This is a genomic window from Paenibacillus oceani (genome assembly GCF_014705615.1).
Classification (GTDB): Bacteria; Bacillota; Bacilli; order Paenibacillales; family NBRC-103111; genus Paenibacillus_AB; species Paenibacillus_AB oceani.
In genome coordinates this window covers 34,381-56,983 of record NZ_JACXJA010000052.1, presented here as the reverse complement: position 1 = coordinate 56,983, position 22,603 = coordinate 34,381, and the positions used below count along the sequence as shown (strand labels likewise).

Annotated in this window: 10 protein-coding genes; all 10 read right to left on the bottom strand. The window is 59.0% G+C overall.

Annotation, left to right across the window (positions count from 1 at the left end):
* Nucleotides 1-10: 10 nt before the first annotated feature.
* Nucleotides 11-931: an oligopeptide ABC transporter permease gene (opp4C, locus tag IDH45_RS29410; RefSeq protein WP_190931730.1), complete on the bottom strand. Its 921-nt coding sequence runs from the start codon at nt 929-931 to the stop codon at nt 11-13.
* Nucleotides 932-949: 18 nt separating this feature from the next.
* Nucleotides 950-1,900, bottom strand: coding sequence for an ABC transporter permease (locus tag IDH45_RS29405; RefSeq protein WP_190931729.1), 951 nt, complete (start codon nt 1,898-1,900; stop codon nt 950-952).
* Nucleotides 1,901-1,931: 31 nt separating this feature from the next.
* Nucleotides 1,932-2,957, bottom strand: a complete 1,026-nt coding sequence (locus IDH45_RS29400; RefSeq protein ID WP_190931728.1) for an ABC transporter ATP-binding protein — start codon at nt 2,955-2,957, stop codon at nt 1,932-1,934.
* On the bottom strand, nt 2,941-3,963 hold the full coding sequence (locus IDH45_RS29395) for an ABC transporter ATP-binding protein (RefSeq protein WP_190931727.1): 1,023 nt from the start codon (nt 3,961-3,963) through the stop codon (nt 2,941-2,943). The genes IDH45_RS29400 and IDH45_RS29395 overlap by 17 nt, the downstream gene beginning before the upstream one ends.
* Before the next feature lie 240 nt (nt 3,964-4,203).
* A complete protein-coding gene (locus IDH45_RS29390; RefSeq protein ID WP_190931726.1) occupies nt 4,204-5,226 on the bottom strand; it encodes a LacI family DNA-binding transcriptional regulator in 1,023 nt (340 codons plus the stop codon).
* Between the two features lie 54 nt (nt 5,227-5,280).
* Nucleotides 5,281-6,885 carry a DUF4127 family protein gene (locus tag IDH45_RS29385; protein ID WP_190931725.1) on the bottom strand — a complete coding sequence of 535 codons (1,605 nt, stop codon included), beginning with the start codon at nt 6,883-6,885 and terminating at the stop codon, nt 5,281-5,283.
* Nucleotide 6,886: 1 nt separating this feature from the next.
* Nucleotides 6,887-8,272: an FAD-dependent oxidoreductase gene (locus IDH45_RS29380; RefSeq protein WP_223837100.1), complete on the bottom strand. Its 1,386-nt coding sequence runs from the start codon at nt 8,270-8,272 to the stop codon at nt 6,887-6,889.
* Nucleotides 8,273-8,438: 166 nt separating this feature from the next.
* The gene (locus IDH45_RS29375) at nt 8,439-9,140 is read right to left on the bottom strand and encodes a hypothetical protein (protein WP_190931724.1); all 702 of its coding nucleotides are present in this window, start codon (nt 9,138-9,140) and stop codon (nt 8,439-8,441) included.
* 828 nt (nt 9,141-9,968) lie between these two features.
* Nucleotides 9,969-10,865, bottom strand: coding sequence for a hypothetical protein (locus IDH45_RS29370; protein WP_190931723.1), 897 nt, complete (start codon nt 10,863-10,865; stop codon nt 9,969-9,971).
* 278 nt (nt 10,866-11,143) lie between these two features.
* Nucleotides 11,144-22,603, bottom strand: coding sequence for a fibronectin type III domain-containing protein (locus IDH45_RS29365; RefSeq protein WP_190931722.1), 11,460 nt, complete (start codon nt 22,601-22,603; stop codon nt 11,144-11,146).

The window sequence follows — 22,603 nt, the reverse complement described above, 5'->3', positions numbered from 1 at the left end:
CCATAAACCGTTAGCTTATACTCTTCGGATCGAGCGTGTCGCGAATGCCGTCGCCGATGAAGTTTACCGACAGAACCGTCAGTACGATCATCAGTCCAGGCGGAACCCATAACCAGTACTGGTTGGCAAGCGTCGTCAGGCTTTGCGCTTCGGTCAGCATATTGCCCCAGCTCGCCGTCGGCGGCTGAACGCCTACGCCGAGGAAGCTGAGCGAAGCTTCCGTCAAGATCGCCGTCGCTACGCCGAAGGTCGCTTTGACCAGAATCGGCGCCGACGCGTTCAGCAAAATATGGCGGAATAACAGTCGGTGGGTCGGCAGCCCCAAGGCGATACCCGCTTTGATGTAATCGGCCTGCTTGATGGTAAGCACGCTGCCGCGCACAATTCTCGTAACCGCCGGCCAGCCAAGCAGCCCGAGCACCAGAATGACGTTAAACAAACTCGGTCCGACAATGCTGACCAGTACGAGGATCACGAGCAGCGCCGGAAACGACATCATAATATCGACTAGCCGCATGATCAGCGTATCGACCCAGCCGCCGAAATAACCGGCCAGCAAGCCGAGCAGCGTGCCGATGGCCATATAGATGGCGACCGCGCCGATGCCTACCAGCAGCGATACCCGGGAAGCGTAGATCAGCCGGCTGAACACATCCCTGCCGATCTGATCGGTGCCGAGTATGTAGTCGGCCGACGGCGCTCCCTGGAAAACCGCCGTAACCTCATACGGATCGTGCGGCGCCAGCCAAGGGGCGAGCAGTGCGGCTGCGGTCAGCAGCATCATAAACGCCAGACCGGCCACCGCCAGCCGGTGCTGCCGGAACCGGGCCCATCCCGACACCCCGCGTCCCTCGTCCGCATCCGTCCACGACTGTCCGGGAAGGGAGCCGGCAGCGGCTGCCGGATCTGTCTTCCGCTGTTGCTGTTGCATAAAACCTCCCCCTCCCTTCTATCGGTAACGGATGCGCGGGTCCGCAAACGAATATAAAATATCGGTAATTAAATTAACGGTCAGGACGACGACGGCCGCCCATAAGTTGATCGCCATCAGGACCGGATAGTCCCGGGACAAGATAGCCTGCATCGTCAACTGCCCCATCCCGGGCCATTGGAACATTTTCTCGGTTATGACCGAGCCGCCAATCAATACCGAGATATCGAGTCCGATTACCGTAATGACCGGGATGAGCGCGTTGCGAAACCCGTGCTTGACGACTACATAAAACGGCTTGACGCCCTTGGCCTTCGCCGTCCGCAAATAATCTTGTCCAAGCACCTCAAGCATGCTCGCCCGCACATAACGGACCATCTGTCCCGCAATCCCCGTGCTTAATACGAGGGCCGGCAGCACCAGATGCTGCAGCAAATCGCCGATTCCTTCGTCGCCTCCCAGCGTTCTCATGCCGCCCGACGGCAGCAACTGCCAGTGAAGCGAGAATAAGTAAATGACCGTTAAGCCGAGGAAGAAGTTCGGGACCGAGATCCCCAGGAACGACAGGCCGGTAATCGAATAGTCGAGCTTGGAATAAGGCCGGATCGCGCTGATCATGCCGATCGGAATGGCGATGAGATAGGCGACTGCAATCGCCGCTCCCATCAGCAGCAGCGTAGGGCCGATCCGCTCCAGCAGTATCGTCGTCACCGGCTCGTACGAGCTGAACGAATACCCGAAATCCCCTTTCAGCATATTGCCGAGCCATAGGAAGTATTGGACCCAGAGCGGATCGTTGAGACCCAGTTGCTCTTTCTTCAGCGCGATCTCGGTTTCCGTCGTATGCGGATCGATGTACATGTCTACCGGATCGCCGGGCGACAGATTAATGATGATAAAATTTATGACCGTTATGCCAAACAGCACGGGGATCGCGAGAAGGACCCTGCGTACCACGTATGCCATCATGAGCGTTTCTCTCCTTCGTGTCGCGGTTCGTTTATTGAAGCGGGAAGTGGCAGGCCGCCACATGATCCCCGCTGCCCGCAAGTTCAGGCTCCAGCTCGCTGCATACTGGCTGTGCGAAAGGACATCTCGTGCGGAACCGGCATCCGGACGGCGGATTCACCGAGCTGGGGACTTCCCCTTCCAGCACGACCCGCTCCTTTCCCCTTTGCTTCGGGTCGGGCACTGGATACGCGTCCAGCAGCGCTCTCGTATACGGGTGCCGGGGAGCGCGGAACAACGTTTCCGTTTTGGCGATCTCTACGATTTTGCCCAAATACATAACCGCGATCCGGTCGCTTATATACCTCACGGCGCCCAGGCCGTGCGCGATAAATAAGTAGGAGAATTGGAACTGGTTTTGCAAATCTTTAAGCAAATTCAAAATTTGCGCCTGAATGGACGCATCCAGCGCCGATACCGGCTCGTCGCAGACGATCAGCTTCGGGTTCAGCGAGATCGCCCTCGCCACCCCGATCCGCTGTCTCTGGCCGCCGGAAAATTCGTGCGGGAAACGGTGCTTGTGCGCCTTCGACAAGCCGACCAGCTCCAGCAGCTCCTCCGCCCGGACGTTGGCGGCCGCACGCTCCATCCCGTGCACGATCAGCGGTTCGGCAAGCAGGCTACCGATCCGTTGTCTCGGATTCAAGGACGAATACGGATCTTGGAATACGATCTGCAGCCGCTGGCGAATGCTCCTCATCTTGCTGCCGGCGAGCGACGTAATATCCTGACCCTCGAACCGGATCGTTCCTTCCGTCGGGTCTTCGAGCCTGACGATCAGCTTGCCGGCCGTCGATTTGCCGCAGCCGGATTCCCCCACCAAGCCGACCGTTTCACCCGGGTAGATGGACAACGAGAACCCGTCCAGCGCTTTGACGAACGCTTTTTGCTTCAGAAACAACCCGCTTCGGATCGGATAATATTTCTTGAGCGCCTCGACTTGCAGCAAAGGCTGCCGGATCGGTTCTATCTGTGCATTCGCTCCTATCTGATCAATCGGTTCAACGGACTTGTCCATATCCGGCCTCCTGTTCCCCCGGCCGGTTCGCAGCCGCCAAGTCGTTTGCAAACCAGCAGCGGGCCGAATGATTTTCTCCTGCAGGGAGCAAGGGAGGCTGTTCGGCGCGGCATCGGTCAGCCGCATACGGGCACCGGTTGTGGAACCGGCAGCCTTCCGGCATCCGGGTCAGACTCGGAACCGTCCCGGGGATGGCGGGCAGCCGTTCGCCTGGCGGCGCATCGAGACGCGGGATAGAGCCCATTAAGCCCTGCGTATACGGATGCTTCGGCGCTGCGAACAACGTAATCACGTCCGCTTCTTCGACGACTTGTCCGGCGTACATGACCAGCACCCGGTCGGCCATCTCCGCAACGACGCCGAGATCGTGCGTGATAAGCAGCATGGAGAGGCCGTATTCTTGTCTGGCCGCTTTTAATACGTTTAAGATTTGCGCCTGAATCGTTACATCCAGCGCGGTAGTAGGTTCGTCGGCAATGACGAGACGGGGCTGGCAGGCGAGCGCCATCGCGATCATCACCCGCTGCCTCATCCCGCCGGACAAAGCGTGCGGATACTCCTTCATAATCGCTTCCGCCCGGGAGATGCCGACCTTCTTCAGCAAGCCGACCGCGTATTCCCGCGCTTGTTTTTTGCCCCACTTTTTATGAATCCGGATTCCTTCGGTAAGCTGACTGCCGATCGAGAACACCGGGTTAAGCGAAGTCATCGGCTCCTGAAAAATGATCGAGATTTCGTTGCCCCGGATTTGGCGCATTTCTTCGGGAGTCGCCTCCAGCAGCTGCCTGCCCTCAAGCGAGATCGTCCCTTGCTTGACCCGGCCGTTTTTGCCGAGCAGTCCGAGGATCGACAGAGCCGTCACACTTTTACCGCTGCCGGATTCTCCGACCAGTGCGACGGTCTCGCCCTTGTACAGATCAAAGCTGACCTGGTCGACTGAAGTCACTTCGCCTGCCTCCGTACGAAAAACCGTCAGTATCTGATCCACTTGCAGCAATGTTTCCATGGTTTTCCCTCCATACGACGGCAACTACCAATATTAGTATATTATCCCCATAGGATTAGTATGTTTAATTTTCAATCCATAATATATTAGGATGCCTAGCCTGTCAACCTTTATTAGTATACTAGAAAAGCCGTTTCTTCGTAGAAAAATCTACGAGAAGACGGCTTCGTCGTTATCAATGGATGGATCGGATGTGTAAGGAAGGCGCTGAACGTGCCCGGCTGACGCAATAGGAGCGCATTAACGGCTTTGCGAGCTGTCCCGGATTACGAGCCTGCTGTCGATAATAATATCGCTCGGTACGGACCGGTCGATCTGATTATGGAGCAGTTTCATAAGCAGTTGCGTCGCTTCCTGGCCGATCCTCCGCTTATCCTGCCGGACCGACGTTAGCGGCGGGGCGAAATATTGGGCCGCTTCGATATCGTCGTACCCGACAACGGCGACGTCCTGCGGTATACGCAGACCCCGCTCCTTCATCGCTTCGCTCGCTCCGAACGCCATCAGATCGTTGCCGGAAAATACGCCGTCAAACGTGACGCCGCCCTCCAGCAGCCTGCTCATCTCGGCGTAAGCCGTCTGCTTCTCTGCTTGTCCGTACAGCATAAGCGACTCGTCCGGTCCCAGACCGGCTTCTTCCAGCGCCTGCACATAGCCGGCATACCGTTCGTTCTCGTGGTACGTGTTCAGCAGCCCCCGGATCAAAACGATTTTGCGTTGTCCCTGATCGAGCAAATGCTTCGTTCCTTCATAAGCGCCCTTCCGGTAATCGGACGTCACGCAGAACAGAGGAATATTGTCGCTTAGCCGTTTGCCGACCAATACGAACGGAATGTCCCGTTCGTAATAATATTGCAAGTACGACTCCTGAATCCGTTCCCCCATTATGATGAGCCCGTCCACTTTGCGCTTGTCGCCGATCCTTTTCCAATATTCGGCGTCCCGGTCGCTTCGGTTGGAGAACAGCACCAGATCGTAAGCGTTCAGCGTCGAATGGCTCTGGATGCCCTGCAGCACTTCGAAAAATAGATGGTGCGACAAAAACAGGGGGCTATTGCCGAATACGACAACTCCGATATTTTCCGTCCGGCCTCCGGCCAAGCTTCGCGCCTGGGGATTGGGCACATAACCTGTTTCCGCTATTACGCCCAGCACGCGTTCCCGGACGGCCGGCTTCACGCCGGGCTGATTGTTAATGACCCGCGAAACGGTCCCTCTGGAGACGCCGGACAGTTTGGCTATGGACTCGAGCGTATACGACAATCGCTATCACCGCGCTTCTTTTTCTTTCATTATTTCAGTGTCGGGCGCCGCTTGTCAAACTGTAGTTGGATCGCCGTCATCCGCAAGCGAGACCCGGACACGGACCTCCGCCTCGAACGTCCGGTTCCACGGCAACCGCACCGTGTCCAGCTCCGCGCCGATGATCGCGCCGCCCGCCCCTCCGGCGGCAGGGAACACGGGTCCGAGCAGTTGCGGCTTCGTCTTGTCGAACAGCTGCCGCACGATCTCGGCGGCCTTGGAGTTAACCCGGTCGTAATCCGACTCCAGATCCCACGGACTTCCGCTCAAACCCTGCTCCGATATCCAGCCATTGACTTCGCCTCTCCCCTGGGCCTGATAGCCCCATTCGTCCATCAGCCTGGAGAGCAGAAACGAATAATGCTCGGTATCCGCCTCCGCCGCGCAAGGGGCGGCAGCAGTCGTCTCATGCAGCGTCCGCGCCACCGCATGCGCGATGCAGGTGCCGAGCGTATTGCCGGCCGTATTCCAGCCGGCATAAGCGGTAAGCCCCGTAAACAGCCGTTCGTCCAGCAAATACCGGACCAGCTCCACGTCCGAGGCGTTCGGCATCGCTACATCGGCGACGGCGACCCGGCGGCCTTGCAGCATGTCATAACGGGCGCTTTCGACCAGATCGGTGAGCATATGGCGCGAATCGAAACAGGCTTTTAACCCGTGAGGCTCCTGACCGCCGTCCAGTTTACCCGCCAACGGAGGGTTTACGGACAATATCAGATCCGCTTCCAGCGCAGCACCTACGACGATCACGCCCGCCGACCACAGATGGGCTCTGACCGTCTCCTCCACGGGCCGGTCCTCAAAGGCCGGGATAGCCAGCTTGCCGGCATCGGACGAAAACCGCGGATACACCTTCACCCGGCGGCCCGACAACGTCTGCATCATCCGAGCAAGCAGCGTCTGAGCCGCTTCGTCAGCGCCCGGGTACAAGATCGTTTTCGCCTGCGCCCGCTGCTCGTACATCACGCGCTGCAGCTCATGCTGCTCGGGAATATGGACGCCCACCGGGCTTGCATCCTCCTGCGTAATCGCCAAGTAATCGATCACGCCTGCACCCGCCCATTCGATCAGCTTGCGGTGCACGAGTTTATTCCGCTCGCGCGCGCGGAAGAAGTCCTCCAGCACCTCCTGCGGAATTTCCGATTGCACGCGGGCAAGCTCATCCTCCAGGCCGCTCTCCAGCAGGCGGTAAACCCGGTCATACAACCGGGCGTAATCGGCTACCAGCTTCCAGTACTTAGCGAACAGCGCATTTTTGCCGGTAACCGTAGTTCGCATCAGCACGCTGGACACATAGATCGGCTTGGACGGATAACGTTCCTTGATCTCCCGCAGCACGTCCAGCGTCTCCATCGCCTGCTCGAAGCTTCTCTCGCAGGTTCTGGAGGCGATCAGCCCGCCATAAGCGAGCTGGTCCGCCGCCACGACGATGCCGTCCGCTCGCGAAGCCGCTTCTCGAAGCCAGTCCCGAACGGCTGAGCAATCGCCCGGCGTCATGAACCGGCCGAGCCGTTCGACCGCCGGCGTAAGCAGGCGGAACCCGCCGATTGCCGCGATCGATTCGGGAAACGACCGGCAGCAAGGCCGGCTGTCTAACGGGACTAAGGCGATAGGCTTCATCTTATCTCCCTTCCGGCTGCAGCCCGAGATTGCAGCCCTGTTCGATCAGCTTCTTCTGAAGCAGCCTGATGTCCAGTTGCCGGGGCTCGATCCCCGATACAGCGGCCAGCGCCGCCGCCGTGCCCGCCGCTTCCCCGATCGCCATCGCCGTCGGCGATACCCTCGCCGAAGCAAGCGCTTCGTGCGTAGCGGATATGCAGCGCCCGGCCGCAATCAGATTCCGCGCCGTATCGTTGAGCAGACAGCGGTACGGGATGTCGTAGGACGAGGCGGACTTCATCTCGGTGGCGTCCAGATCGCCGCTGTCCGGAGAATGGATGTCGATCGGATACGAACCCCGGGCGATCACATCGTCGAACTTGCGTCCGGCGAGCACGTCTTCACCGGTGAGCGTATACACGCCTTGCATACGGCGCGATTCCCTTACGCCGATCTGGGTGCCGCAGTTGATCAAGGTGGCGTTCTCGAAGCCCGGAATCCGCTTGTTCAGAAACCCCACCGCTTCCATAACCTGTGCACGGGATACGATCTCCGCCTGCGTAAGCGCCTGCCCATCGGTTGCGTCGTAACGGATGACGCGGGTCATGTTGACGCTCACTTCACCCGGCGCCGGAAGTTCAAACAACAACACGCGGTCGCGTTCGATCGTCAGCTCGTCCGATTGTCTCGCCTCGCGAACGAGCGAGAAGAAGCCCGACACGCCGACATGAGAGCAGTTCTCCCAGTCTTCCGCCAGCACGAACTCGTCCGGATGGAGCGCCATGTACGCTCTGACCCGTTCCAGATCAACGCCGCCCATCCGGAACATCATCGTCATCGGCTGAGCGAGGCCGTCCTTTTCTCTTCCTTTAAGAAACGGAACGCCGGCTTGCCAGATCACATCCCCGTCGCCCGTACAATCGACGACTACCGGCGCTTGCACCGTCTGCGGACCGGATTTGTTGTACACATGAAGCTTCCCGATCCGTCCTTCCGACACGTCCGCTCCGGTGACGACCGTATGCAGCATAAGCTCGACGCCGCTATCCACGCACATTTGCTGGAGGACGTATTTCAGCTTTTCCACATCGACCGGCGTGACGGACGGAGCGAAGCCGACCATATCTTTCACATGCCCCGGAGATCCTCCGAGCTCCACGAGTTTCGCTATCGCCTCTTCGGCTATGCCCAGGACGAGCTGTTCGTCTTTCGAATGGAAGCTTTGCATCGGCCCGACCAAAGCGTTCGTAATCATCCCGCCGAGGAAGCCGTACCGCTCGATCAGCAGCGTCTTCGCTCCTCCGCGGGCGGCGGCGATGGCCGCCGCGGTTCCGGACGGCCCTCCTCCCGCGACGATGACGTCGTATTGTCCCATGTTATCCGCTCTTCCTTGCTTGCTTGCCGTCATCCTAATCTCTCCCGTCCGTGTATCCTTATTTTTATCAGTTCCATACTACCATTCACGAAAAGGCGGAGATCGATAAATCCGACCGCAGAACCGTGAGCGCTCCCAAAAAACTATACTCTGATTTGGTTTTCGTACAACTCATCGTTCGAGGCCTGAACGCAATCGCTCAGCCGTTTCCGTTTAGGGCGTCCATAGCCCTGCGGAAATGTTTCGTCGTCTCGTAGATCGACGACGCCTCGGTCCCGGTTACGATCGCTCCGATCATGACGCCGCGCATGCCGGTCAATTGCAGCGCTTCCAGATCGTCGACCGTAATGCGGCGCTGGCTCGGTACGACAACAGGTTTGCCCGACGCTTCGACAAGTCCTCGGTAGGCGAGCAAATCTCGGACCGTCAGCGGGGTACCGTATTCTGTCCCCGGTACGATCGACGCCTCCAATACGTCAATCGGCAGCGTCCGGAACGAAGCCGCTTCCCGTTCCGTGTAGTCGCCGCTGACGGCGACCATCGTACTGATTCTGCGCTCTGTGCAGATCCAGGCGGGGGCATGATGGGCGTACAGCGAGACGAAGTCGAAGCCGTAACCAACGAGCCGGTCGATCGTCTCCTTCGTCACCTTCTCGGACGAATCCCCCGGCACGCAGCCGATCGGCCCCGGGAATATCCGGGCGATCTCTTCTGCGAGCCCGGCATATTGCTCCGGCTTGCCAAACGTCATCCCGCTGGCCCGGTGTTCGACATTAAAATGTATTTTTATCGCATCCGCCCCTCCTTCTACCGCCGCCTGAATCAAAGGAAGCGAATTGGACGGTACGCTGACGATCAAAGCCATCTTCTGTTCCAGCAGATCTACCAATTTCTTAATCATGTGACTACCTCCTGACCGTCCATCTGGGAGCGCTCCCGAAATTGGATGAACATAAGCCTATCCACAAGTTATCGCAACTTCTTTCGCTTGTCAACCACATTTCTTCGCGCGTCTGCCCTTCCTTGTCACAGACGGGCAATCATACGGACTTAGGATGAAAAAGCCGTGATAGGGCGGGCGTGTGATAGAGCTGGGGGCTAGTGCGAGCGGATGGGGGTCCCGGGCTGATGGTACAGGGCTGATGATGCAGAGCCGACTGAGAAGTGTTGAAGATGTAGTGCTGATCATGCACGGATGATGGCGCTCTGCTGATGGTATTCTGCTGATAATGCTCTGCTGATGGTGCTGAGCAGATGGTACTAGGCTGGATGATCCACGCTGACGATGCAGAGCTGGTGGTTCAAGATGCTAGTTGGCTAGATGAGTAATCAGGTTACCGGCTGGTTCCAGCGGAAGAAACAATTCCGTCATTCAAGGAACCCCTCGGATTCAGCAATAAACCGGAAGAATCATTTCCGCTATTCACGTAATCCCCCCCGATTTCAACTTTAACCGGAAGAAACACTTCCGTTATTCCCGCAAAAACGAGCCTCGCTCGTCCTTTACCCCTAAATAGCGGAAGCAAATCTTCCTCTATAAGCCGATCTGAAGCGCAATCGTTCAAATAAAGGAAGTTTTTCTTCCGCTAAAGGAAGTTTTTCTCCCGTTAAAGGAAGTTTTTCTTCCGCTGTCGCTGTCACTGCCGCCTCTGTCAATTATCGCCTCTGCCAGTCGGTTCGTTCACAAAATTTCAACCCCGAACCGCCTAGCGGGAAGCCGCACGCCAAATCACAAAGCCCGAATCCGATGCTGAAGCAGATCGGCAAGCTCTTCGGCCCGGTCCCACACGAACGGGCGCACCTGATCCGTCTGGATCAGCAGACGGTCCGCCTCCTTCCGGTTCACCGTCCAGACGACCGGTACGTCCAGGCCGAGCGCCAGCCCTGCGGCAAAGTACACTTCGGGCGATGGCACCGATAAATCCGCGATTAGCAGCTTGCTGCCGGACATGAGCCGGATCGTATCGTCTCCGACCTTGCCCGCCTCCGGCTTGCCGGCCAGTCTCGGAAAGTACCCGCACCCTTCGAGTTTCGGAAATACTTTCTCGGCCCATTCCGTCCGCATCTGCTCGTGATCGGCCAGTATTACGAAGCAGGGCTTCAACTGTTTGCCTCCGGCTTTGGCGGCCGCTTCCTGCCACCCTTTGTCCGTCAGCCGGATGGTCGATCCGGCCCTCTCGATCAGCCGTTCTTCCCGGAGCTTCTCTATAATATGGATGAACTCCTGCAAGTTCGGCGAATACGTCAAGTTGTACTGCTCGGGCAGCTGCCGGATGACGACCGCTTCGTTCGGCCCCGAACAACGCCTGTGGAAATAAGTGAGCAGCAGGTCGGCCTTCTCTTCGATCGAGGCCGGTACGCGCGGAGACTCGCAGATCGGCTCCAGATCGTCGATCGCGAGAGCAACCGTTTCTCCGCATTCGCTCATATCGCGGATATACCCGGAGACGATCGGGAACGTCTGGTGCTTCACTTGATAAGAAAGCGCGGCAAACGGCTCATAGCTGTCCGTACGCAAACTGTAGTGGCTGTCGGGCGCACAGCTGCAGCCGACAAACCAGCTGTATTCGCCCTTTTCTTTAACCGGCACGATTTTATCGCAAAATAAACAACGTTTCGTTATCATTTGCTGTCGTCCCCCCCTATAAGTGCGAGTTCAAAAAGTCCGGTTTTCAGCACCGAGAAGATGGGATGAAGCTAGGAAATGAGGACGGAGCGTAGTGGGTGCTTTTGTGAGCACCGGAAGTTCCGGCTGAATTTCCATATTCGATGTCGAGCAGGCTTCCTGTATCTGCTTCGTGATCAAAAGTGGACTTTTTGAACTATCTCTATAAGGAATGTTCGTATCCGATCTTCCGGATAAGGGGGCAAGGCAAAAGCCGCCCTCACCGGGCGGCTTCTGACCTACTCGCTTATATATCCGTAACGGGCCAGCAAACGCAGCAGCAGAACAGCCGCCTGTGCGCGGGACGCTTCTGCCTGAGGTTCGATCGTCCGGTCCGTCATCCCCTGGATGAAACCGAGACTGACGGCGCGGGCCATACCGCTCTTCGCCCATTCCGAGATCCGGCCGGCGTCTTCGAACCGGTCCAGCAACGTGTCGCCGTCAGGCTGCTCCGAAGCGTCGCGGCTAAGCAGATTTACGGCCCGGCCGACGAACAGCGACATTTCTTCGCGAGTCACAGGATCGCCCGGACGGAACATGCCGTCTGCGCCTTGCGCAATCCCGGCGCGGGATGCCGTTTCGACGTACGCGTAATACCACGCTTCCTTCGAAACGTCCCGGAAAGTCGGTGCTTCCGGAGCATCCAGTTTTTGTAAACCGGCACCAATCAGCGTCTCGACGAGCATCTTCGTCATTTCCGCGCGGGTGATCGCCCGGTCCGGCTCGAACCGGTTCTCCGATACCCCGTTCACGATATGTCGGCTGACGAGAACATCGACGTCCGGCCGGCTCCAGTGCCCCGCCAAATCGCTAAAGCTGCGTTCATACAGAAGTACGGCGTACTGGGCGGATTCCGTCACGTCCGTGCGGACCCGATGCTCCTTCTCCTGTACAATTCCCCCGACATATCCCCATCCGGCCGCAGCCATCGTGTCCCGCTTATACAATCCAAGACGGGCTGCATCCAATCCGTTTAACAGTGCAGGGTCGTATTCGATCAGCAGCGTTAGCGGCTGCTTCGGTCGGATCGTCCCGAGATTCAGCTCGTAAACTGGGGATGCTAACGAATATCCCGATCCCGGCTGCGCCGCCGGGCTTTCGCTTTGCACGACCGTCAGCTTGCTGCCCGCAGGGACAGCCCCTTCCTGCACGACTACCTTCACTTTGCCGTCATATGCGGTGTATGTTCCGCCTTTTTGCTCCATGATCCATTCCGAGCCTGCTCCCGGTATTTTCGGAGGAACCGGCGCATATCCGCCTCCGCCGCCTGGACCCGGCAGCGGTTTGCCGTTCGCCGCCTTCGTCGCGGCAGAGAGCTGACTTCCTATCGACTGGTTACCGCTCCGGTCGGCAGCCTGGATCGCAACCTCATATTCGGTATTCGGCTCCAGTCCCGAGATCGTATACGTCCCGACTCCCGGATCGACAGCGGCCGTCTTCGCCAGAGCGAAGCTTCCGGCCGGCTTCCAGCTCAGGATCAGCTTCGCCAGATCCGTCGCTACCGGATCGGTCCAAGCGACCTGGAGCCGGTCCGCTTCCGCTGCGGTCACCCTCAGATCGAGGATCGGCAGCGGCGGAGAGTAATCGTCCCGTTCGCGCTCGCCGATCGTACGCATCAGCACGACTCCGGCCGATTCGTTGCCGTTCGTATCGGCGGTTGCCAGCCGGAACGAATAGTCGCCCTGCTCCAGTCCGCTCACCGACACCCATTTCATCCCTTTGCTCACATCAAGCGGAGCACCATAGGACGGATCGGACGATTTTTTCCAGTATACGCGCACTTTATCGAAATCCGGGTCTGCCGGGTCGTTCCAGATCAGCGTAATCGAATCGGACGTCATCCCTTCTCTGACCTCGACTACCTCGGAAGGAGGAGCAAGATCCTGCCCCTGCACCGTAATCGTACGGCGGACGTCGGCTTGAAGCGGAATGTCCGCATAGCTTGTAACCGAACGGCTGACCGTTACTTCATACGTCTCGCCGACCGTCAGCGGAGCCGCAGGCTGGAACCGGATACCGCTCGCAATCGTCCGGCCGCCAACCGTCACCGGACCGATTCCATACACGCTTCCGGAGACCGTGCTTTCCCGTCCGTCTAAGCGGATCAGCTCCGGCGCCAGATCGTCCGCGTTAACCGGCTTCGAGAAGTAGACGTCCACCGAGCCGCCTCCCGGCTGAGCCGTAACGAAAGTGACTTCCGGCGGCTGATACGATACGATCGGAACATTCACGTCGAAATGCGGCGGCGGCACCTCCATCTCATGGCTGTAGGCCGTCTCATACCCTTCCTTCTCATACATGACCTGCCATCTGCCCTTCGGCACGTCCCAGCCGTATCGCCCTTCCCCGTTTGTATACTGTGGGTTGGCCTGACCGTACCAGGCCGCATCCCAGACGTTCCATAATCCGCTGGCCGGATCTTGCTCCAGCACCGTGGCCTTCACATCCGGAACGCGATTGTCCGGCAGCCCTTCGTACACATAACCGCTCGGGTCCCATATAAATTTCGGATCGGCTTGCGGTTTTTTCTCCGGATAAGGCTTCAGCTTGCACTTAAATTGATCCAGCGCCTTCTCCAGCTTGCCTTGTTCGTCTTCGACGAGCGAGTCGAGCACGTTTTCCGCTAACAGCCCGCTCAGCCAGAACCCAAGAGCCGTACTGAGCCCGAGCGTCTCGGGCCCCAGAACGAGACCGGCCGCCTGAAGCGTCCACTTGATCCCTTCATGGATCATAATCGTCGTGCCGATTTCCTCGGCCCATCTCGTGTAATACTCGCTAGCTCTCGGATCGCACAAATTTTGCGCACGGATCAGCAGCTTCTCGGCTTTTTCGAACAGTTTCGAGGCGCCTGCGAGATCCTTTAAGCTTTTCAGTTTGTCGATCAGCGCCATAACATCCGGTACGTGATCGGTCAGAGCGTCAAGCGTCAGTTGAAGCGCGAGCTTGATCATTTCTTTTTTGCCGCCGGACATGATGCGGACTTCGCCCTGGCCAGCTTTGCCCGTCGTCCCGGCCGCCTTTTGGCCGAGCCGCTGCAAACCTGCGGCCAGACTTCCCGCTTCCCTGATTGCTTCCGCCGGAATGTTGATGCTGAAATCGATGACGAGCGAATTGCCCTTTTTCTTGTAGCTGACCGACGTGCCGTAGACGGGAAGCCCGGTATACTCCGCCTGCCTGTATTCGTCCGGCGTCGGCTCGTAATCCGGCATCCGCTGAACCGTAATCTGCGCCTGCGCATTCATATCGCCGGGCACTTTGGCGTCGATCACCGCCGACTTGGCCGAGTCCGCCGTCCCGTTAAGTACGGCATTCAAGTCCGCGTCGGGAATCGTGATTTGCTCGATCGTATAATTTTGCATACGGGACGGCAGCCGGCTGCGGAACTGCTCCTCTGTCGGCATGCCGCCCGCCGTATCCGGAACCCACCTCGGCTTGACCCGGTAGGACACCCATACCGGACCGATATCGTCTGTTGTCGGAATGGTCGCCTTGAATAAGTCATCCACCTTTTGAGCATTAGCGATGTTGTTGCCCATCTGCACCGTTACGTCGCTAATGCGTTCCGGCTGGCTGAAGCTCATCTCGAACAGGAACGGCTTACCCGGCACGACGACGTAGGGGAATATAGCCTGCCCTTCGGACGGGCGGAACGTCATCCTGCGTCCATCCGCCTGCATCATCGACATTTCCTCCAGCAGCGCCGCTTCAGGATCGACGTTCACGAGAGCCGTCGCGCTCGTTACGTGCCGTCCCCCGACGACCGTCTCCGCCCGCAGCCGGTGTTCGGGCTCGCGGGATTCGGGCAACTGTACGGACAGATACCAATAGCCGGCCGGCGAGCTTACCGCCTGACCAAGCGGCACATTTCCGTCATATACGGTCACCTGTTCACCCGCAGGCGCCTTCCCGTTCACTTTCATCGAGTAACCGGTAACCGTCTCCGGCGCCGCAAGCGTGATCGGCACCGTATCTATCTGGCGCGCTCCAAGAAACTCTTCGCGTTCCTCAGCGCCGTACGCATAGTGCAGCGAAGCGGACAAAACCTTCTCCTGATTCGAGTCCACCTGGTCGATCGACAGCTGGAACAACACGACTCCCGAAGCGCCTGCCGCGACAGTTCCCACCGGAATCTCCGCAGTTTGTCCCTGCACCCGCGCTTCGCTCGGTTGTCCCCCCACCGTGACGCTGCCTGGTACGATCGCGGTGCCTTCCGGCAGCCCGATCGTAAGCTTCGCTTGCTCCGCCTGTCCCCGGGGTTCTCCCGTATTGGCGTAGCTGATTCGGATAGCAGTTGCACTGCCAAGCGTGGCCGGTCCGGACAAAAGCTGGAGACTCGTTCCGCTTCTGCCTTTGAACTTCCCGCTGTTGCTCAGCCGAATGTCGCCGAGCGGCTTCAATTCGCCCGCCCCGAGCCGGAAGCTTACGGTTTGAGCAGCCGTTGGACTAGACGGTTTGTCGCTGACATACAGCATGTAATGTCCTTCCTCGGCAATGTCCAGTCTAAAAGGTCCGCTGTTCAGCCAAACGATTCGCTGCAAATTCAACCGTCCCTGCTCGCTCAGCCGGTACAAATCCCCCCGGTAGCTTGCCGAAGCGGAGCCCTCCGGATAAACGATCGAACCGGTAACCGACGAGCCGGCGCTTTCGAGAAACAGATCAACGGCGCCGTTCCGGTTCCCGTCGATCGTCGTCTCCGCACAACCCTTGGACAGACCGGCCTCCCGGCCGTCGGCGCATATTTGGACGACATCGCCCTCCTGCGCCCGGATACGCGCCGGGTTCCCGTGCTCCAGCACCGAATGCGTGGACGTCAGGTGCATATGGATCGCGACTCTCCAATCGAGATCGAGCGGACCTTGCCAATTGCCGCCGGGCAATTTGGTATACAAATTGATGTTAACCCTCGCATCCATGTTCAGCAGCTTCGGGTCTCTCTGAACCCGCTCGCCTTCCGTTACGTCCATACGGGCCGGCTTCGAACGCACCAGCGCATTCGATTTGCTTACCGCCTCCACGGTGACGGAGCCTGCCGGCACTTCCATGCTGTACATGCCGTTCTCGTCAACCGCTGCGACGCTGCGGAACGATACATTGTAGATGTGTACGGCGGCGTCCGGGGTCGGCTTGCCAGTCGGGTCCAATGCGCTGCCGAACAACGTACCGCTAGGCTTCGCCACTGGTGAGACCGACTGCTCATAATGCTCCCGGTCCAGCACGAAGGAAGCAGTGAAGGGCTTATAGGCCGGCTGATCGCTCATGTCCGTCGTTACCATGACCGTTTCCCCGACGAACAACGCTTTTTGAGAGACGATGATACCGTCCGGTCCCGTCGTCCCTTGGTCGACCGACCCGCGATTTCCGCGAAGGACGTATTTCACGTTCGGAAGCGGCTGGCCTTTGGCGTCAAGTACCGTGATGCGCACTCTGGCCGGCGGCTCCAGTTGAACTTCCGTCTGCAATCCGTTTTGAATGCCGATGTTTGCCTTATTCCAAATAACGGTTCTGTTGCTGCCCATAATCGCGAACGAATAATCCGTTCCGGAAGGAAGCGGAATCGCAATCTCCCCGCCGCCCGTCCCGATCTCGCTCCACGTTGCGTACGATTTCCCCCGGACGGTTATATTGCCGTCGTATTTCCCGAAATCTTCCGGTATCGGATGTACGTTCACTTTCAGTTTGCCGGCAACCGGATAATACAGTCCAGTCACCTCTCTTTCCGCGCTCCGGCCGGAAGCGTCCGTGACGGACAGTTTTACGAGTCGCACCTCGGAGATCCCATCATCCAGCACAAATGTCCCTTTGTACCCGTTCGGTGCTTCGGGGTCCGGCTCCATCGCGATTTCTTTCGTCTGCTGCGCCGGCTCTTCCAGCAGTTGCCCAGCATCGTCGAACCACGTTTTGTACTCCACCGTCATCTTGGCGCTGCGGTTCGCTTCGCCTTTGAACCGGACCTGGAGGCCGCTGCCCGTTACGGCATATTTCGAGCTGCCTACCCGGATCGTATCCACGTTCCATAACGGATCGGCGATCGACAATTCCGGAGTAAAAAATGTCACTTCGTCGGAGAAAGGAGTCTGCGTGCCCGACGTTGTCCGTTTGTGCACCTCATACGAATACGAAGCTCCGCTTGCCAGTCCCGTGTCGGTGAACTTCGTAACCGACGGATCGTTTACTCGGCCGACTTCGGCCGGGTCGGCGCCGCCTGTCTTCCGATAGATCACAAAGCCCGCCAAATCCGTTTCGTCCGCCGGAATCGACCACGTGATGTCGGCGATCCCGCCGCCGGCATAGACGACCTGGAGGAACACGCGGAGATGGACGGTCGCTTCCGCCGTTAGCCCCTGACGGACCGTATATCCTTGATCCGATTCCCTCAAAGGCAGCTCGCGGCCAAGCGAGGAGCGGAGCTTCAGCTCATAGCCTTCGCCTGAAGGGAGACCGCCGAACGTGTAGGAGCCGTTGCCGGTCAGCGTTACTTTCTGTTCGCCCTGCAACGCGCCGCCGCTCAGCGTCAGCACCGCATTTTGGAGCCTCGATCCGTCCTCGGAGCGGATGTGCAGCTTCAAGCTGCCGCCTACGGGGATATCCAGCGTCTTGCTCAGCTTGGCGGATGCGGCGGCTACAGTTAAAGTTACTTCCACGCTGCGGATCAGCTTGACGCCCTCCGGGATGGCGAATTCCCCCGCATAAAGCGGACTTGCCGCACCGGAAGCGGTAAGCGGGATGACCAAGCTATCGGCCGTATCGTCCGCTCTGACATAGTCGATACGGGCTTCTGCGTTCCCTCCGGGACTTCCCTCCGCTTCGAGCCGCACCGTTCCGTTCAGAGTTGCGTAGCCGAGGGCGTTCCGCTTGGCCGCGGCCCGGACGTCGTTCAGCCGCACCTCCGATCCGCTCTTTGTCGCGGCAACGACCGTTAATCCGTTCGTACTTTCGTTTCCTGCCCCATCCACCGCTTTTACCGTAAATGTATATTCGGTACCGGGCAGAAGCCCCCAAACGGTTCCTTCCTTTGCAGGACCGGGAAAAGAAACGTAAGTTGCGCCGCCGTAATAAACGCGATAGCCCGTAACAGCACGGTCGTCGCTTGCCGCCTGCCAGCTCAGCGTCACAAAGTCGGCTCCCGCTTCCTTCACCAGGGCGCGGCCGCCCTCCGGGAACACCGGAGGAACCGTATCGTCGGGAGGCGGCGCCTGCATAGGTGCGAGGAACAGATCGGATACACCGTTCGTATCGCCGGTGATCAGATCGGAAGCTTCCGATTCAAACACCACGTATGTTCCGTCGCCGCTCACCGCAGGCATTTTGGAGCTGCCGCCCGCCCATCCGCCGGCATACGTGAGGCTTAGCGGGGCCGTCTCTCCGGTAATCCGGTCGAACGCATATACGTCGTATAAGCCGTTGGAGTCTGCTGCTGCCAGGTTGGCCGCTCTCGAAGCATATACGACATACCGACCGTCTCCGCTTATGGAAGGCGATTCGCTATCTCCGTCCGGCAGTCCTCCGGTGACAGATCGGCTAACCGCGACTGTCTCATCCCGGTCCCGGTCGTACATGTAAATAACCGGAAACAGATTATAATCGCTGTGATCTTCGTACTTGAACGCCACGTAACGTCCGTCCTCGCTAATGGACGGATCGTAGGAAATCGTCCGGTCGCCCGGGAACGTCGAGATCCGCTTGACCGTTTTGTCGGGAATATGGAATAAATAAACGTCCAGGTAGCGGTCCGTATCGGTCCGGTCCATGTTGCTTCCTTCCGTAGCGAAAGCAATATACTGACCGTTGCCGCTAATCACGGGCGGACCGCTGTCGTCGTTCGCGATCGTTCCGTCTGCCAGCCGCAGCAGCGACACGGAGTCCGTCTCCCGCTCGTACAGGTATACATTCAGTTGATCCGGTGCGTCCGGCACCAGCTTGGCATAGGAAAGGAAGACAATTCTTGAGCCGTCGCCACTTATAGCCGACCTGTAGCTGTCGCCGTTGCCCGCCCCGCCTTCGGCCGGATAGCTGATTTTGGCCATACGTCCGGTATGCCGGTCGTACAGAAACACATCCGCCCCCGGGCCGGCCGCGTCGTCCGTTATCAGGTTCCCTGCATACGAGGTGAATACGATATACCGTCCGTCGCCGCTAATTTTCGGTTCGAAGCTCATCTGGTCGGCGGAAGCTCCGTTTCCGGTTTTACTGATCAGCTCGATCGTGTCGGTAACCCGGTCATACAGGAATACGTCCGTTTTTCCATTACCGTCCAGTTCCGCCAAGTTATCCGCATCCGAATCAAATACGACGTATCTTCCGTCATCGCTCACATCCGGACGCAAGCTCGTTTGGTTGCTTTGTTCCCCGGAGCCGGAGACGTTTACGCGGGTGATTTGCCGCCCTTGGGTCACACGGGCTGTGGCCGGGGCGCTTTCGGAACGGTTGCCGTCCGCATCCAGGCTGACGAGCACGACCTCGTATTCGGTTCCGTTCGTAAGTCCGTGCATAGCCGCCGTCTGTACGCTCGGCGCGGTCCGAGCCGTTTCTTTGTAGCCGATCGCCCCTTTCTTCCGCCACTTCACGATGGTCCCGACATAATCGAGAGAAGCCGAGTCGGTCCAGCGGACCTCCAAACCTCCGAGTTCCGGCAGCAATGCGATGCCGCTTGCGGTTTCCGGCGGCGTCGTCTCAGGCTGGGCAAGCGTCGAAGCCGACGCCGATATCCGCGCCGCGCTCCAGTTGTAGAACGTATCGCCCGGTTCAACGGCGAACGAATACGAGGTGCCCGGCGACAATCCGGTAACGAGATAAGCCGGTTCCGGTACGATATCCAGCAGTACGCCGTCGCAGTATACCTTATAGATCGCCGGACTTGCTTCATCCAGCGCCGGCGTCCAGCGGAGCGCCGCATAGGTGCCGCCCGTTTGCGCTGCGGCAAGAGCGGCGCCTTCGCCCCATACGGGCGGTGTCCGGTCGCTGTTCGCGTAAACCGGCAGTTCCCTGAAATAGATATGCCCGTAAGAGGATTCTCCTTCCGGTTCGTCTGCCAAGTTGGAAGCGGCCGAATCGAAAACCGCATATTTGCCGTTCCAGCTTACAGCTCCGCGGATGCTGTCGGCGTTGCCCGGCTCGCCAGCAGGAGATGCGCTCATCAGCTCCGTCTGAAGGGTCTCGCGGTCGTGCAGGTAGACGTTCCGGTTGTACGCGCCCGGGTGCAGCTCATCGTTCGAGTAAAACACGATCCACCTGCCGTTCGCGCTGATCGAGGGCGATTCGTTCGATCCGAAGCCCGGTTCCGCCGACAGGGTCACGTTTACGAACTCCGTCGTTTTCGCGATTCTGTCGCGGACGAATAAATCCATGTTGTAGCTGTCGTCACCCGGAATAAAATTGTTTGCATACGAAGTAAAAACGACATACCGTCCGTCCGCGCTGATCGATCCGCTCTCGCTGGCGGAATTCCCCTCTTCGCCCGAAGAAGATAGGCTGACCCGTTCGGTAAGACCCGTCTTCCGGTCGTATACGAATACGTCTGATCTGCCGTTCGTATCGCCCGGCACCAGATCATGCTCATCGGAGGTGAACGCAATATACCGCCCGTCCGGCGTCATCGAGATCCGGGTCGTGTGGGGATACTTGAAGCTGCCGTACATCCGGTCCGTAATCCGGGTTGTCTGACCGCTCCACCGGTCCTTGACGAATACGTCCCAATTGTTGTTGAAATCATCCTCCACACCGTTCGTCCCGTAAGAAGCAAAGGCGACGTACCGGCCGTTCTCGCTCATCGCATACGGCCTCTCGTACACGTATACGTAACCGGAGCTTACGTCTTCGGCTACTTTTTCCAAACCGCCCGTCTCGCCGTCGTACAAGTAGAGATCTTCCGTCGAGCCGGACTCCGGAGCGGCGAGCAAGTTCGTCGCGAAGGAAGAAAACAGAACGAATCTGCCGTCCATGCTCATAACCGGCGCATGACTGCTGCCGTTGGCCTCCAGACCGCCTTGCGACATGCTGATCCGTTTCGTCATCCGGTTCATTCTGTCGCTGAGGAAAATGTCTTCCTTGCCGTTCGTATCGCCCGCGACCAGATTGGCCGCTTCGGAGCCGAACACCACCCACCTGCCGTCCTCGCTGACGGACGAATACCGGCTGTCGCCGTTCCCCGGCTCGCCAAGCCCATTCACGCTGATCTTTTCCGTAACGATGGGCGGCTTCGTCTGGATCGTCATGTATGGGCCGTCTGTCGTCCGATTGCCGGACCAATCGGCCGCTTCGACCTTGAATACGTAAGAGGTGCCGGGCGTCAGTCCGCGAATGTTCACCGGAGATTCGGAACCCCCCGGCAGCGGCGCCCCATCCCGGTATAAGACGTACCGGATGAGTCCGGTCTCGCCGCCCGCAGGCGTCCATTCCAGCCGGACCGCATTGTGACCGACCGCCGGTGCGTGGATAACGCTCCCGGCCGGCCATACCGGAGCCGTCCGATCCCCGGGGTCGAGTAGAACGGATAACAGCGTCCGATTCATGCTCCAAGACGTACCGGATGCACCGGCCGTTATCGCCTGGCGCACCTCGCCCGCCGTGAGCTCCGGCTGTACGGCGCGAACGAGCGCCGCAGCTGCCGCGACATATGCGGCGGCGCTGGCCGAACCGGTTTTCGTGCCGTACTGCCCGGACGGCAGCGCGCTTAGGATCTCCTCGCCGGGCGCCATGACGGTTGTTCCCGGATTCGATCCGGCCAGCGGGACTGACAACCGGCTCAAGGCTCCCGCCGATATCACCTGCGGCAGCGCCGCCGGGTAGTAGGCGTCGGTGTCCCCGTTACGCACCGGCGTTCCGTCGTCTCCGCCCCCCGCTACTATGACGATCTGCTGCGCATAAGCTTCTGCGATCACACCGGACAAGTAGGCCGGAGGATCATACTCCCTGAACCCGGGGCCGATATAGATGACGCTTACCCGCTCACCCGACGCTCCTCTCCACTCCATCGCTCTGCTGACTGCAGCCGCTACGTTAAAAGCGCTGTCGGCCGCCTGAACCGGCAAAATCGATACCGGCATCGTCCCGGCCGCGCCGGTTATCCCGATCCCGTTATTCGCAGTCGCAGCGATAATTCCCGCGGCGTGCGTTCCCCGCTCTTCGCCGTCCGTCAGCTTGTTCACGGCCCGTACCCCCGGAGCCGTATCCACGCACGGAATCTCTCCATCACCCGAGCAGTCGATCAGCGGCAGCAGCTTGCCGTCAAGATCCGGATGGGCCGTGTCGAACCCGTTGTCGATGACGGCGACGACGACCGGCGGCATGGCACCGTAAGCCGCGCGGGTAACCGTATTCCACGCCGCTTCCGCTTCGATCGCCCCGAACGCCCATTGCTGCGGCAGCAGCGGATCGTTCGGAAGCAAAAAAGCCGGGCCGTATACCGCTCCCGTCACTCCAAATCCCGACGGCCCTCCGGGCGCACCCGGAGGCCGCTCCAGCGTCGCGGCCTGAATCGTGCGGATTTCCCCCGCGTTATCCGCGCCTTCTCCGCTTGAATTTAACCCGCCTCCGCTTAACAGTTTCTCCAGCAGCTCTTTGGCCTCCGCAGCCGTCAAACCGTCTACATCCGACGACGACGCTTGAAGGACCGGCGATAACGTGCTCATCAAAATAATAACGACCAAACAGGCGTGAACGGTTCGTCTCCACCAGTCCCGCTTTCCTCTGCGCAAACTCAA

Coding starts and splice junctions, on each gene's coding strand:
- opp4C (WP_190931730.1), bottom strand. CDS start 931: ATGCAACAGCAACAGCGGAAGACAGATCCGGCAGCCGCTGCCGGCTCC.
- IDH45_RS29405 (WP_190931729.1), bottom strand. CDS start 1,900: ATGATGGCATACGTGGTACGCAGGGTCCTTCTCGCGATCCCCGTGCTG.
- IDH45_RS29400 (WP_190931728.1), bottom strand. CDS start 2,957: ATGGACAAGTCCGTTGAACCGATTGATCAGATAGGAGCGAATGCACAG.
- IDH45_RS29395 (WP_190931727.1), bottom strand. CDS start 3,963: ATGGAAACATTGCTGCAAGTGGATCAGATACTGACGGTTTTTCGTACG.
- IDH45_RS29385 (WP_190931725.1), bottom strand. CDS start 6,885: ATGAAGCCTATCGCCTTAGTCCCGTTAGACAGCCGGCCTTGCTGCCGG.
- IDH45_RS29380 (WP_223837100.1), bottom strand. CDS start 8,272: ATGACGGCAAGCAAGCAAGGAAGAGCGGATAACATGGGACAATACGAC.
- IDH45_RS29375 (WP_190931724.1), bottom strand. CDS start 9,140: ATGATTAAGAAATTGGTAGATCTGCTGGAACAGAAGATGGCTTTGATC.
- IDH45_RS29370 (WP_190931723.1), bottom strand. CDS start 10,865: ATGATAACGAAACGTTGTTTATTTTGCGATAAAATCGTGCCGGTTAAA.